This window comes from Curtobacterium sp. MCLR17_044 (assembly GCF_003234435.1).
Taxonomy (GTDB): domain Bacteria; phylum Actinomycetota; class Actinomycetes; order Actinomycetales; family Microbacteriaceae; genus Curtobacterium; species Curtobacterium flaccumfaciens.
The window spans coordinates 1-12,531 of the sequence record NZ_QKTC01000015.1 but is presented as its reverse complement, the minus strand read 5'-3'; the positions used below and the strand labels follow the sequence as shown (position 1 = coordinate 12,531).

Sequence of the window (12,531 nt, the reverse complement as noted above, 5' to 3'; positions counted from 1 at the left end):
TGCGCGTTCGCGCGTGCGCGTGTTCGCGTGTTCGCGCGTTCGCTTGGTGAGCAGAAACGGTCGGGTCCTCGATGGGGACCCGACCGTTTCTGCTCACGATCGCGACAGGACGGCCCAACCCCCGGCCGGGAGGCGCAGGGTCCCGTCCCCGAGATCGGCCCCGCCCGCCTCGACCTGCGTCGCGTCGGCCACGGGCACCTCGACGGGGTCGTCCGACAGGTTCAGGGCGGTCACCACGGCGGCGTCCGCCGTCGCGGTCCGCAGCACCACGGCGGTGTTGGTCAGGTGCACGACGTCGGTGTGCGCGCGGTGCAGCCACGGGTTCCGACGGCGCAGGGCGATGAGCGCCTCGTACGCGTGGGTCAGGTCCGTCGGCTCCGGCACCTCGGCCGGGAACTCCGGGCGGACCGCGTCGTCGCCGCCCTCGCGTTCCTCCTTCACCCCGGTCCAGCCGTACTCGTCGCCCGCGTAGACCACCGGGGTCCCCGCCACCGTGAACAGCACCGCGGCGGCATGCCCGGCGAACCGCTCCCCCACCGCACTCGCGATCCGGGTGACGTCGTGGTTGCCGACGAACGTCGTCGGGGCGAAGGTGGCCAGCAGCGCGTCGTGCCGCTCGATCGCGTGCGCGAGCTCGTGGCCGTTGCGGTCCGCGATGCCGTGCCAGATCCCCTGCCACAGCTCGTACTGGGTCAACGAGTCCATCGTCGAGTCGCGTGCGATCGCCGCCGCGTCGCCGTGGATCACCTCGCCGCTGAACCAGGCGTCCGGGAACCGCTCCCGCACCCGCGGCAGCACCCGCGCCCAGAACGCCGGCGGCACCGCGTACGCCGCGTCGAGTCGCCAGCCGTCCACCCCGCGGTCCAGCCAGTGCGTCATGACCTGCACCACGAGGTCCTCCGTAGCGCGGCTGTCGTGGTCGAGCGCGACGAGGATGTCGTGGCCCTCGAACAGTCCGACGGGCACGGGCTGCCCCGGCTGCCACCCGGACCAGTCGATGGCGAACAGGTCGGCGGTGGGCGCCTCCGGGCCCTGGTCCGACAACGCACGGAACGCCGGGTGCTCACGGCCGACGTGGTTGAACACCCCGTCCAGCAGCACCCGCACGCCCCGCTCGTGCGCTGCGGCGACCAGGGCGTCGAAGTCGGAGTCGTCGCCCAGGCGCGGGTCGACGCGGAAGTGGTCGACCGTGTCGTACCCGTGGGTGGAGCTCGCGAACACCGGGCCGAGCAGCAGGCCGTTCAGACCGAGGTCGACGACGTGGTCGAGCCACCCGGTCAAGCGGTCGAGGCGGTGTTCGAGCGGACGCTCCCCCACCGGTGACGCAGGGCGGACCTCGGCGCCGACGAAGCCGAGCGGGTAGACGTGCCACCACATCACGTGCTGGACCCAGGCCGGCTCGGACGGACGGGCGGGGGCGGTGTCGGGGTTCACCGCTCCGATGCTGCCAGGCGCACCTGGACCGTGTGCGTGGTCGCTGTGTGCCGCCCTGCCGAGCAGGACGAGGATGGGGCCATGGGACGGGCGATCAGGACGGAAGCCGACGCGTCGGCATCGGAGTCGGCACACGCCGAACGGACCTGCGCCTCGTGCGGGCGACGGATGCCGTCCTCGGCGGCACCGGAGGCGAAGTGGTGTTCGGCAGCCTGCCGCCGACGCGGTCTCGACGACACCGACCGGGCCCTCGAGCAGCGCATCGACGAACTGCTCGCGGCACGGGCGCGGACCTCGAGCATCTGCCCGTCCGAGGTCGCACGCTCACTCGACCCGGACGACTGGCGACCGCTGATGGAGCCCGCACGTCGAGCCGCCCGGCGCATGGTCGCGCGCGGCGAGGTCGAGATCACCCAGGGCGGGTCCGTCGTCGACCCGTCGACCGCCAAGGGCCCGATCCGCATCCGCCGTCCGCGGTGATCCGGGTCGCGGCGGGCCTGTTTCAGGTGTGCTCGTGAACCGTTCGGATGAGCCGTTCGAGCGCGGTCACCAGCGCCCGTGTCTTCTCCTGGGTCACACGTGACGTCGAGTACTGGAAGTTCGTCTTCTCATCGGTCAGGCGCTTGAAGTGCAGGCCGGGTCGGGTGTCCGGTGCGCAGGCCGTGTCGAGCAGCCGTCGAGCGGCGGCGTGGTCGTCGCCGAGATGGTGGTGGCCGAGGATCGCACCGCAGATCGCGTCCGACGCCGCGATCCCGCCGAGCACAGCGTTCGCACCGGCGGCCTTCCAGTCCGCGTGACTCGTCGACTCGACGTAGAGGAGCGCGACCTCGAGGTAGGACTCCGCTTCGTCTCGGCGCATCGCGACTGCGGCCCTGTCGACGGCGCGCACGCGGGAACCCATCAGATGTACGTCCTGATCTCCTCGCCGAAGACTGTTCGGGCTTCTTCTCGCCACGACCCGACGAGCGCGTCTCCCTCGGCCACGAACCGACGGAGATCAGCGCGGGTCACGTCGAAGACCTGGCACTCGTTGCCGGTCCACCGCCGGACGAGGTCACCGAGGCGGACGACGACGTCCGTGTCGACGGTCTCCTCGAAGACGACGAGGAGGTCCAGGTCGGACGTCGGCGTCGCGGTGCCTCGGGCAACTGAACCGAAGATCGAGACCGAGAGGACCCCGGCCTGCGCCGACGCGACGTACGCGCCGATCCGGCGTTCGAGTTCGTCGCTGGCTTCGAGTCCGAGTTCCACCGCCGGCCAGAGCAGGTGTTCCCGGTTGACCCGGTAAGCAGAGTGCTGCAGACCGCGCTCGACCTGCACGAGCCCTGCCGCCTCGAGCTTGTCGAGCGCTCGTTTGATGCCGGTGTGCTGCGGAGCGCCCGCGACCCGCGCAACCTGTCGTCCGGTCATGCCGGAATCGGTCCGGGCGAGGACGCGGAGCGCGTCGGCCTGTGTGGCTCCCAGCAGCGTGGCGAGTGGTTGCACGAGTTGCATGTTGGTTCCTCCGCGAGGAGTGTACCGCTCAACGGTACAAGTGGTGCGTCTTTGTGTACACAGGCCAGTCGCCGGGACGCGGTGAGGGAACACGTGTCGCCCAACGTGGGTTGCATCGAGGGATGACTGCAACCGGATCGACCGAACCGACCCCTGCCCGCCGCGAAGCCCTGGTCGTCGGAGCCAGTGGCATCACCGGTTCCGCCCTGGTGCGCCACCTGCTCGACCTCGGCTGGGACGTGACGGCACTCTCCCGCCGACCGCTCGCCGAACAGGGCGTCCGGACCGTCGCGGCCGACCTGCGCGACCCGGAGAGCCTGACGGCCGCACTCGCCGACGAGCACCCGACCCACGTCTTCTTCACCGCCTGGCAGCGGCAGGACACCGAGGCGGAGAACATCCGCGTGAACGGCGGCATGGTCCGCGACCTGCTCGCCGCACTGTCGCACGCTCCGCTCGAGCACGTCGCCCTCGTCACCGGCCTGAAGCACTACCTCGGCCCGTTCGAGGCGTACGCCGCCGGCGAGATGCCCGACACCCCCTTTCACGAGGAGGAGCCGCGCCTCGACACCCCGAACTTCTACTACGCGCAAGAGGACGAGCTCTTCACCGCAGCCGAGCGCCAGGGGTTCACCTGGTCCGTGCACCGCTCGCACACCGTGATCGGGCACGCGGTCGGCAACGCCATGAACATGGGCCTCACACTCGCCGTGCAGGCCACGCTGGCGAAGGAACTCGACCTGGACTTCGTGTTCCCGGGCAGCGAGGCCCAGTGGAACGGCCTGACCGACATGACCGACGCCGGCATCCTCGCCGAGCAGATGGTGTGGGCCTCGACGTCACCCGAGGGTGCGGACGAGCCGTTCAACATCGTCAACGGTGACGTCTTCCGGTGGCGCTGGATGTGGCCGCGCCTGGCCGCGCACCTCGGTGTCGACCCCGCGCGCGTCGTGGGCTACGAGGACGCTCCGCGACCGCTCGAGGAGCAGATGGCGCCGTACGAGTCCGAGTGGGCCGGCATCGCCGAGCGCCACGGTCTCGCCGAGGCCGACATCACCCGGCTCGCCTCGTGGTGGCACACCGACGCCGACCTCGGTCGTGCGATGGAGGTCGTCACCGACATGGGGAAGAGCCGCGACGCCGGGTTCACGGCGTTCCGCCGGACCGAGCAGGCCTTCGCGGACCTGTTCGCCCGGTACCGGGCCGACCGCCTCATCCCCTGATCCGTCGGGGGCCGGTCAGAAGGCGTACCGGATCCGGCAGGACGGCAGGTGCTCGGCCACGAGTTCGCGGAAGCGCTCGACGAGCTGCCCCTTCATGCCGGACCGGTAGCGCACGTTCACGGCACCGTTCTGGGACACCTTCTGCTCCTGCAGGTCCGGACGCCACAGCAGGTCCTCGGCCTTGGGGTGCCACCCGAGGTTGACCTCGTGCAGGGGCTGGTTGTGGGTCAGGAAGATCACCTCGGCCGCGAGCTGCGCCTTGGCGCCCGGGGACAGCACGTCGTCGACCTGCCGGAGCAGCTCGGCCCAGTCCGACTCCCACGTCGGCGTGAGGATGACCGGCGAGAAGTTCAGGTGGACCTCGTAGCCGGCGTCGACGAAGTCGTTCACCGCGGCGATGCGCTCGGCGATCGGGCTCGTACGGATGTCGGTGACCTTCGCGGTCTCGTGCGGCATCAGCGAGAAACGGATCCGGGTCCGACCCATCGGGTCCCAGTCGAGCAGGTCGCGGTTGACGTACTTCGTGGCGAACGAGGCCTTGGCCGTCGGGGTCATCCGGAACAGGTCGCAGAGGTCGCGGACGTTGTCGCTGATCATCGCGTCGACCGAGCAGTCGCTGTTCTCGCCGATGTCGTAGACCCAGGCTTCCGGGTCGCACTGGTTCGGTTCGGTCTTCGGCCCCTGCTTGGCGATGTTCCGCGCCACGTGCTTGGTGATCTGGTCGATGTTCGCGAACACCGTCACGGGGTTGCTGTAGCCCTTGCGCCGCGGCACGTAGCAGTAGGCGCACGCCATCGCGCAGCCGTTCGCGGTGGACGGTGCGATGAAGTCGGCGGAGCGACCGTTCGGCCGGGTCACCAACGACTTCTTCACGCCGAGCACGAGCGCCTCGGTCTTGATCCGCACCCAGCGCTGGACGTTCCGTTCGTCGCCGTGCACCTCGGGGATGTTCCAGTGCGACTCGACCGGGACGATCTCGGCGTCCGGCCAGCGCCCGACGATCTCCTGCCCGCGCTGGAGTTCGAGGGCGGCCGGCTCGGCGTAGATGCGTCGGACGTCGAGCATCGGGCGGACGCGTTCGTGGCTCATCGGCTCCTGTCTACCCGGCACCACCGACGGTGCAGACTCGGACCATGACCGCTGAACCCGACGACCACTTCTTCGTCGTGGACGGCCGACGCTGGCGCCGCACCGACCCCGCCCTGCCCGAGGAACTCGCCGCCGCGCTCCGCTCCCACCTGGGGCGCGGGCGCAACGCTGTGAAGACCGCGAAGCGCGCGGGCGATGACGAGGCCCTGGCGGCGGCGCGGCACCGGAACGGCCTGGCCAAGCACGGGCTGGGCGAACGCGGCCCCGAGTGGTGGACGCGCCCCGAGGCCGACCGGATCGCCGATGCCGAGCAGGCCCTCGCCGCCCTGGACGCCCTCGACCGCGACTGATCCTTCCCATGACGCCCGCGATGGAAAGCAGAATCGGGCGTCCCTGGTCGAACCTTCCGACCAGGTACGCCCGATTCGAACAGGGACGCCCGATTCGACCAGGTACGCCCGAATCGACCAGGCGGCGTGACTAGGCCTCGGTGTGACCCAGGTCCGGCTCGACGAGCAGGCACGCGGTGCGGGACGCGGCGGCGTGCAGTTCGAGCACGACGAGCTCGTTGCGACCGCGGCGGAGCACCGGCCCCGGGATCGCCAGGGTCTGCTGCGGGCCTCGCGACCAGTACCGACCGAGGCAGAACCCGTTGACCCAGGCGACACCCTTCCGGAACCCGTCGAGCGACAGGTACCGGTCGTCCACGGTGTCGAGGTCGAACGAGCCAGCTGCGAACGTCGGCCCGGCGAGCACGTCGCCGCCGGTCGGAGCGACCTCGGACAGCGCGGTCACGGCTGCCGGCGCGATGGGGTTGAGGGCGAGCGGCGACGCCGTCCACCGGGCCACCGGGACGCCGTTGATCGAGACGCCCCCGATCAGGCCCTTCGGCTCGCCGATGCGGACGCCGTAGTCGACGCGGCCCTGGTCCTCGACGAGGAGCTCGAGCGTGCCGGTCACCGGCGGCAGGGTGATGGCGCGGTCGTGGTGCTCGCGCTCCAGGACCCCGACCACGACACCGTCGGCGGACACGATCGCTCGGTCACGCACCTCGGTGCCGACGGTCAGCACCCCTCCGGCGGGCAGGTCGACCTCTGCGCGGTAGGCGACGAAGCCGCTCGCGGCTCCGAGGGCGTCGAAGGTCGGCGGCTCGTCGTGCGCGGACCACGCCGTGAGCGTGGGCAGCAGGGAACGGAGCGACGCGACGCGGTCCAGACGGACGGCGAGGTCCGTGGCGGGGGTGATCCGGGCCTCCAGGCCGTCGCCGGACGCGTCCACGGGACCGAGGCGACCCGATCCACCCGGCTCCATCGTCGCGGGCAGCGGCGGGACGGGCGCGTAGCGCGCGATCACCGCACGGAAGGCGTGGAACTTCTCCGTCGGTCGGCCGGCCTCGTCGAGCGGGGCGTCGTAGTCGTACGACGTCGCGATCGGGCGGTAGACGCCCTTGTCGTTCGCGCCGTTCGTGAAGCCGAAGTTCGTGCCGCCGTGGAACATGTAGATGTTCACCGAGCCGCCGGCCGCGAGCAGGACGTCGAGGTCCTCCGCGCTGGCGGACGCCGGCGTGGTGTGGTGGTGCTCGCCCCAGCTGTCGAACCAGCCGTCCCAGAACTCCGAGCACATCAGGGGCCCGGTGGGCTGTGCCTGCCGCAGGCGCTCGAGGCGGGCGGCGGACCGTGAGCCGAACGAACCGGTCTTGTGCAGCGAGGGCAGGGAGCCGTCCTCGAGCATCGTGCCCATCGGCTGGTCGACGCTCGTGAAGGGGACGGTCAGCCCGATGTCGCGGTGCATCTGCTCGAGTGCGCGCAGGTATTCGGGGTCGGACCCGTAGGCGCCGTACTCGTTCTCGACCTGCACCAGGACGATGGGCCCGCCCTGGTCGATCTGCCGCGGGACCAGCACGGGGGCCAGGTGCTGCAGGTACGTCTCGACCGCTGCGAGGAACCCGGGCTCGTTGCGCCGGACGCCCACGGAGCCGTCCGCGAACAACCAGTACGGCAGACCGCCGTTCGTCCACTCGGCACAGATGTAGGGGCCGGGGCGGACGATGGCGTGCATGCCCTCGGCGGCGACGAGGTCGAGGAAGCGGCCGAGGTCCAGGCCACCCGACAGGTCGAACACCCCGGGCGACGGCGCGTGCGCGTTCCAGGCGACGTAGGTCTCGATGGTGTTGAGGCCCATCAGCTTCGCCTTGCGGATCCGGTCGGCCCACAGGTCGGGGTGGACGCGGAAGTAGTGGATCGCGCCGGAGAGGACCCGGTGCGGCTCGCCGTCGAGCAGGAAGTCGGTGTCGCCGATGGCGAAGCGCATGGTGTCTTTCTTTCGTTGCCGGCCGGGCCGGGCGTGGAGCGGGGCCGTGCGGACGTGTCCGCACGGCCCCGCGGGGATGCTGTCGAACTACTTCGACGAGACCGTGAAGCCCTGGTCCTTGCCGTACTTGGCGAGGGCCTTCTGCCAGGCCTCGAGGCCGGCGTCGAGCGAGGTGCCGTTCTCGTACGCCTGACCGACGGTGTCGGCGTAGACGCTGTTCGCGTACACCTGGTAGGGCAGGTAGGTGAAGTCGTTGTCCGAGGACTTCGACGCGTCGACGAGCACCTTGTTGATCTGCTGACCGCCGAAGTACTCCGGCTTCTCGTCGAGGAACGCCGACGAGTCGAGGTCAGCGGTGGTCGACGGGAAGCCGCCGGACTCCATGAAGACCTTCGTGGACTCCTTCGAGGAGTTCAGCCACTTGAGGAAGCCCGCGGCGAGGGCCGGGTTCTTCGACTGCTTCATGACGACCTGGGCGCTGCCGCCGTTGTTCGCGGTCTGGGCGGTGCCGCCGTCGTAGGTCGGCATCGGGGCGACGCGCCAGTCACCCGAGGCCTGGGCGACGCCGGACTCCAGGTTGCCGGGCATCCAGGCGCCGGTGATCATCGTGGCGATCTCACCGTTGCCGAGCTGCTTGTACCAGTCGTCGGTCCAGCCGACCGTCTTCGACAGCAGGCCCTGCTCGACGAGCTCGTTCCAGGTGCTCGTCCACTTCTTGGTGCCCTCGTCCTGCAGGTTGATGGTCACCTTGTCACCGTCGGTGGTGAAGGGGGTGCCACCGGCCTGGGCGATCATGCTCGTGGTGAAGCCGGCGTCGCCGGAGTCCGCCGCGATGTAGGCCTTCGGGTCCGCCTCGTGCAGCTTCTTGGCCGCGGTGACGTACTCGTCCCACGTCTTCGGCACGGCGATGTCGTGCTTGTCGAAGACCTTCTTGTTGTAGAACAGCGCCATGGGGCCGGAGTCCTGCGGCAGGCCGTAGACCTTGCCGTCGATCGACACCGAGCTCCAGGTGCTCTTCGCGAAGTCCTTCTCGAGCGAGTCGAAGCCGTAGCTCGACAGGTCGAGCAGCGACTCGGACAGGGCGAACTGCGGCAGGGCGTAGTACTCGACCTGGGCGACGTCGGGGGCGCCCGAGCCGGCCTTGATCGTGTTCTGCAGCTTCGTGTACTGGTCGGCACCGGTGCCGGCGTTGACGAGCTTGACCTTCACCTTGGGGTACTGCTTCTCGAACGCGGCGACCTGGGCCTTCGCCGACGGGGTCCACGACCAGTAGGTCAGGGTGCCACCGTCCTGCAGGGCCTTGTCGATGTCGTCGGCCGATCCGCCGGAGCCGGAGCCGCCTGAGGCGCACGCGGCGAGGGCGATCGCGGCGGTGACGCCGATGGCGAGGGCGCTGAGCCCGCGCCGGAGACGCTTGTTCATGGGAGTGCCTTTCACTTCTTCGTGGAGGGGGTGGTGCTGCTGTGTGCCGGACCGGGCGTCGCGGCGGGGTCGCCGTGCGCCTGGTGTCCGCGGGGTCAGGCCTTGACCGACCCGGCCGCGAGGCCGGACTGCCAGAAGCGCTGGAGGAAGAGGAACGCGACCACGATCGGGATGATCGTGAGGAGCGATCCCGTGACGACGAGGTTGTAGATCGGCTGCGCGCCGGACCCGGTGGCCTGCGCGTTCCACTGGTTCAGGCCGACCGTCAGCGGGTACCACTTCGGGTCGCTCAGCATGATGAGCGGCAGGAAGTAGTTGTTCCAGGTGGCGACGACCGCGAACAGCAGGACGGTGACGACACCGGGCGCGAGCAGGCGGAGCGCGATGGTGAAGAAGATCCGGAACTCACCGGCGCCGTCCATGCGGGCGGCCTCGAGCAGTTCGGCCGGGATCGCGTCGACCGCGTAGGTCCAGATCAGGTACATGCCGAACGGGCTGATCAGCGAGGGCAGGATGATCGCCCACGGGGTGTTGGTCAGGCCGACCTGCGAGAACAGCAGGAACGTCGGGACCGCCAGGGCCGTGCCGGGGACCGCGATGGCACCGAGGACGACGGCGAAGACCGCGCGGCGACCGGGGAACTGGAACTTCGCCATGCCGTAGCCCGCGACGGTGGCGAGCAGGGTGGCCCCGCCGGCACCGACGACGACGTAGAGCAGCGTGTTGCCGAACCACTGCAGGAAGATGCCGTCGTTGTAGGTCAGCGTGTCGACGATGTTCTGCCAGAGGTTGAAGTCCCCGCCGAACCACAGACCGAACGTGGAGAGCAGCGACGCCTGCGTCTTCGTGCTGTTCACGAGCAGGTAGAACAGCGGCGCGAACGAGTACACGACGAAGACGACCATGACCGCGGTCAGCAGGCCGGAACGCTTCGGCTTGCGTCCGCCTTCCGCAGTGCGGAGCTGCCTGGAGGCGCGGATCGAGCGGGTGCGCGGCGCACGTTGCGTCGTGGTCGCCTCGGTCACCGTGGCCGCTGCGGGCCCGGCGGGGTGCTGGATGGTGCTCATCGGTTCTCCTCGCGGGTGCCGCGGACCTGGACGACGTAGGCGATCACCGCGGTGATCACGCCCATCACGATCGCGACCGTGGCGGAGTAGTTGAACTGCTGACCGCTGAAGGACAGCGAGTAGGCGTACATGTTCGGGGTGAAGGCGCTGCCGATGACGTTCGGGGCGAGCGTCTTGAGCAGGTTCGGCTCGTTGAAGAGCTGGAAGCTGCCGATGATCGAGAAGATCGTGGCGATGACCATCGGGCCGCGGAGCGCCGGGAGCTTGATCGAGAAGACCGTGCGCATCGGGCCGGCACCGTCGAGCTCGGCCGCCTCGTACAGCTCACCGGGGACGGTGCGGAGTGCGGCGTAGAAGATCAGCATGTTGTAGCCGAGGAACTCCCACGTGACCACGTTGCCGATCGACGTCAGGACCCAGCTCGGGCTGAACGGCTGCAGCAGGTCGATGCCGAGCGCGTCGTTCGCGGCGCCCGTCAGACCGAACTGGTTGCCGTAGATGAAGCCCCAGATCAGGGCGGCGACGACACCGGGGACGGCGTAGGGCAGGAACACCGCGATGCGGAAGAAGCTCGTCCCCCACAGTCGGGCGCTGTCCAGAGCCAGGGCGGCGACGAGCGCGAGGCCGAGCATGATCGGCACCTGGACGACCAGGAAGATCGCGACCCGGCCGAACCCGGACCAGAACTTGGCGTCCTGGAAGAGCTGCACGTAGTTGGCGAACCAGACGAACTGGTTGCCGCCGATGAGCTGGTCGCGGAACAGGCTGAGCCAGAGCGCGTAGCCGATCGGCACGATGAGCATCAGGACCAGGACGACGACGAACGGGCCGACGAACAGCCATCCGGTGAGCCGTCCCCGCGGCTTGGGGCGGCGGCCGGCCGGGCGCTCGGCGGTGGGGCGCGGTGCTGCCTCACCGGGGCGCGCTGCGAGCGTGCTCATGTGACTCCTTCGTCTGCTGCGTTCGGGTGGTCGATGTCGGCGGCTCGGCCCGGGCCGGATCAGGGTGTCCGGGCGGTCACCGATGTTGACGTCAACATCGAACGACGCGACGATAGCATGGCAACGTCAACATGCGCTAGCGTCCGGGGAGGCCGACCGCTCGGCCCCTCGATCCGGAAGGAGCGCCAGCGTGACGATGGAGTCCCCCGCCGGCACCCGCCGCGCCCCCTCGATGGCCGCCGTGGCCGACGCCGCCGGGGTGTCGATGCAGACGGTCTCGCGCGTCGCCCGGGGCTTCGACAACGTCAGCCCGGAGACCCGCGACCGCGTCCAGCGCGCGATGGAGTCCCTCGGCTACCGGCCCAACCGTGCCGCCCGTGCCCTGCGCTCCGGCCGCTTCCGCACCATCGGTGTGATCATGTTCACGCTCGCGTCCTTCGGCAACATGCGCACGCTCGAGGCGATCGCCGACGCCGCCGGGGTCGCCGACTTCACGATCACCCTGCTGCCCATGGCCTCGCGCACCGAAGCGGGCGTCCGTTCCGCGTTCTCGCGCCTGCACGAACAGGCCGTCGACGGCGTCGTGATCATCATCGAGTCGCACATCATCGACACCGCCGAGGTCGTGCTGCCCGACGGCGTGCCCATGGTCATCATCGACTCCACGGGCAGCACCGACCACCCCGCGATCGACACCGACCAGGCCGACGGTGCCCGGCAGGCCACGCAGCACCTGCTCGACCTGGGGCACGAGACCGTCTGGCACGTCGCCGGTCCGGAGTCGTCGTACTCGGCAGCCCGTCGCCTCGCCGCGTGGCAGGACACCCTGGAACGCGCCGGTCGACCGGTCCCCCCGGTGTTCCGCGGCGGCTGGACGACCGAGCACGGCTACGAGGCCGGGCTCGAGATCGCCGCACGCCCGGAGATCACCGCGGTGTTCGCCGCGAACGACCAGACCGCCCTCGGTGTCCTGCGCGCCGCACACGAGTCCGGACGCCCGGTGCCGTCGTCGCTGAGCGTGGTGGGGTTCGACGACTCCCCCGAGTCCGACTCGTTCTGGCCGCCGCTCACCACCGTGCACCAGTCCTTCGACGAGGTCGGCCGCCGAGCGGTCGCGAACCTGCTCGCCCAGATCGACGGCGAGCGGGTCAGCGTCGCGGCCGACCTGGTGCCGGTGCGGCTCGTCGAGCGCGCGAGCACGGCGGCGCCGCCGGCGCACTGACGCGGCGCGGCGCGGGTTATCGCGCTCCGCCGGTTCGCGAAAGCGACACTGTGCCGCCAACCTTCCGCGGAGAACTGTCGCTGACGCGGACAGGACGGCGTAGCCGGCCGCACATCTGTCGCTTTCGCGACCACAACCCGGACGGGAGGCGCGCTGCCAGCCCGCCACGGGCCTCCCGTCCGCCTGCGGGACACACCCCCGAAAGCGACAGTCTGCCGCCAACCATTCGCGGGAATCTGTCGCTTTCGCGGATCGCACGCCGCGGCAAGCCTGGAAACTGTCGCTTTCGCGGACCGGCATGCCCGCCCTGCCCCCGCAGCCGCCACGGC

Annotated in this window: 12 protein-coding genes; 4 read left to right on the top strand and 8 right to left on the bottom strand. The window is 70.1% G+C overall.

All coding sequences use genetic code 11. The features are described 5' to 3' along the window. Positions 1-93: 93 nt before the first annotated feature. Positions 94-1,434: an alpha-amylase family glycosyl hydrolase gene (locus tag DEJ04_RS11860; protein WP_258371367.1), complete on the bottom strand. Its 1,341-nt coding sequence runs from the start codon at positions 1,432-1,434 to the stop codon at positions 94-96. 81 nt (positions 1,435-1,515) lie between these two features. Here DEJ04_RS11860 and DEJ04_RS11855 point away from each other — a divergent pair, with 81 nt between their 5' ends. After that, the gene (locus DEJ04_RS11855; RefSeq protein WP_111047188.1) at positions 1,516-1,914 is read left to right on the top strand and encodes a DUF3253 domain-containing protein; all 399 of its coding nucleotides are present in this window, start codon (positions 1,516-1,518) and stop codon (positions 1,912-1,914) included. Between the two features lie 22 nt (positions 1,915-1,936). Here DEJ04_RS11855 and DEJ04_RS11850 read toward each other — a convergent pair whose 3' ends face one another. Together DEJ04_RS11850 and DEJ04_RS11845 are read right to left on the bottom strand one after the other, a co-directional pair. Continuing rightward, entirely contained in the window at positions 1,937-2,323 is a 387-nt protein-coding gene (locus DEJ04_RS11850) for a hypothetical protein (RefSeq protein WP_146248701.1), read from the bottom strand. A gap of 11 nt (positions 2,324-2,334) precedes the next feature. Next, on the bottom strand, positions 2,335-2,928 hold the full coding sequence (locus DEJ04_RS11845; RefSeq protein ID WP_111047186.1) for a nucleotidyltransferase domain-containing protein: 594 nt from the start codon (positions 2,926-2,928) through the stop codon (positions 2,335-2,337). Positions 2,929-3,050: 122 nt separating this feature from the next. Between DEJ04_RS11845 and DEJ04_RS11840 the strand changes: the two genes are divergently transcribed. Then, positions 3,051-4,151 (top strand): SDR family oxidoreductase, encoded by a 1,101-nt coding sequence (locus DEJ04_RS11840; protein ID WP_111047185.1) that lies wholly within the window; start codon positions 3,051-3,053, stop codon positions 4,149-4,151. A 15-nt stretch (positions 4,152-4,166) separates the two neighbouring features. Here DEJ04_RS11840 and DEJ04_RS11835 read toward each other — a convergent pair whose 3' ends face one another. Further along, positions 4,167-5,240, bottom strand: a complete 1,074-nt coding sequence (locus DEJ04_RS11835) for a spore photoproduct lyase family protein (protein WP_111032859.1) — start codon at positions 5,238-5,240, stop codon at positions 4,167-4,169. A 44-nt stretch (positions 5,241-5,284) separates the two neighbouring features. On the opposite strand from DEJ04_RS11835, the gene DEJ04_RS11830 reads away from it, so the two are divergent. Continuing rightward, positions 5,285-5,590 carry a biopolymer transporter Tol gene (locus tag DEJ04_RS11830; RefSeq protein ID WP_111047184.1) on the top strand — a complete coding sequence of 102 codons (306 nt, stop codon included), beginning with the start codon at positions 5,285-5,287 and terminating at the stop codon, positions 5,588-5,590. Positions 5,591-5,720: 130 nt separating this feature from the next. On the opposite strand, the gene DEJ04_RS11825 is transcribed toward DEJ04_RS11830, so the two are convergent. The 4 genes from DEJ04_RS11825 to DEJ04_RS11810 all read right to left on the bottom strand — a co-directional run bounded on the left by DEJ04_RS11825 (position 5,721) and on the right by DEJ04_RS11810 (position 10,980). Further along, positions 5,721-7,550 (bottom strand): beta-galactosidase family protein, encoded by a 1,830-nt coding sequence (locus tag DEJ04_RS11825; RefSeq protein WP_111047183.1) that lies wholly within the window; start codon positions 7,548-7,550, stop codon positions 5,721-5,723. 87 nt (positions 7,551-7,637) lie between these two features. After that, a complete protein-coding gene (locus tag DEJ04_RS11820; RefSeq protein ID WP_181242986.1) occupies positions 7,638-8,972 on the bottom strand; it encodes a sugar ABC transporter substrate-binding protein in 1,335 nt (444 codons plus the stop codon). Between the two features lie 95 nt (positions 8,973-9,067). After that, a complete protein-coding gene (locus tag DEJ04_RS11815) occupies positions 9,068-10,039 on the bottom strand; it encodes a carbohydrate ABC transporter permease (RefSeq protein ID WP_027466151.1) in 972 nt (323 codons plus the stop codon). Then, the gene (locus tag DEJ04_RS11810) at positions 10,036-10,980 is read right to left on the bottom strand and encodes a carbohydrate ABC transporter permease (protein ID WP_071404236.1); all 945 of its coding nucleotides are present in this window, start codon (positions 10,978-10,980) and stop codon (positions 10,036-10,038) included. The genes DEJ04_RS11815 and DEJ04_RS11810 overlap by 4 nt, the downstream gene beginning before the upstream one ends. A 196-nt stretch (positions 10,981-11,176) precedes the next feature. Here DEJ04_RS11810 and DEJ04_RS11805 point away from each other — a divergent pair, with 196 nt between their 5' ends. Continuing rightward, positions 11,177-12,202, top strand: coding sequence for a LacI family DNA-binding transcriptional regulator (locus DEJ04_RS11805; RefSeq protein WP_181437806.1), 1,026 nt, complete (start codon positions 11,177-11,179; stop codon positions 12,200-12,202). Positions 12,203-12,531 lie beyond the last annotated feature (329 nt).

Excerpts from the sequence above, each read along its gene's own strand:
- DEJ04_RS11855 (WP_111047188.1), top strand. The coding sequence starts at position 1,516 with ATGGGACGGGCGATCAGGACGGAAGCCGACGCGTCGGCATCGGAGTCG.
- DEJ04_RS11845 (WP_111047186.1), bottom strand. The coding sequence starts at position 2,928 with ATGCAACTCGTGCAACCACTCGCCACGCTGCTGGGAGCCACACAGGCC.
- DEJ04_RS11840 (WP_111047185.1), top strand. The coding sequence starts at position 3,051 with ATGACTGCAACCGGATCGACCGAACCGACCCCTGCCCGCCGCGAAGCC.
- DEJ04_RS11835 (WP_111032859.1), bottom strand. The coding sequence starts at position 5,240 with ATGAGCCACGAACGCGTCCGCCCGATGCTCGACGTCCGACGCATCTAC.
- DEJ04_RS11830 (WP_111047184.1), top strand. The coding sequence starts at position 5,285 with ATGACCGCTGAACCCGACGACCACTTCTTCGTCGTGGACGGCCGACGC.
- DEJ04_RS11825 (WP_111047183.1), bottom strand. The coding sequence starts at position 7,550 with ATGCGCTTCGCCATCGGCGACACCGACTTCCTGCTCGACGGCGAGCCG.
- DEJ04_RS11820 (WP_181242986.1), bottom strand. The coding sequence starts at position 8,972 with ATGAACAAGCGTCTCCGGCGCGGGCTCAGCGCCCTCGCCATCGGCGTC.
- DEJ04_RS11815 (WP_027466151.1), bottom strand. The coding sequence starts at position 10,039 with ATGAGCACCATCCAGCACCCCGCCGGGCCCGCAGCGGCCACGGTGACC.
- DEJ04_RS11810 (WP_071404236.1), bottom strand. The coding sequence starts at position 10,980 with ATGAGCACGCTCGCAGCGCGCCCCGGTGAGGCAGCACCGCGCCCCACC.
- DEJ04_RS11805 (WP_181437806.1), top strand. The coding sequence starts at position 11,177 with ATGGAGTCCCCCGCCGGCACCCGCCGCGCCCCCTCGATGGCCGCCGTG.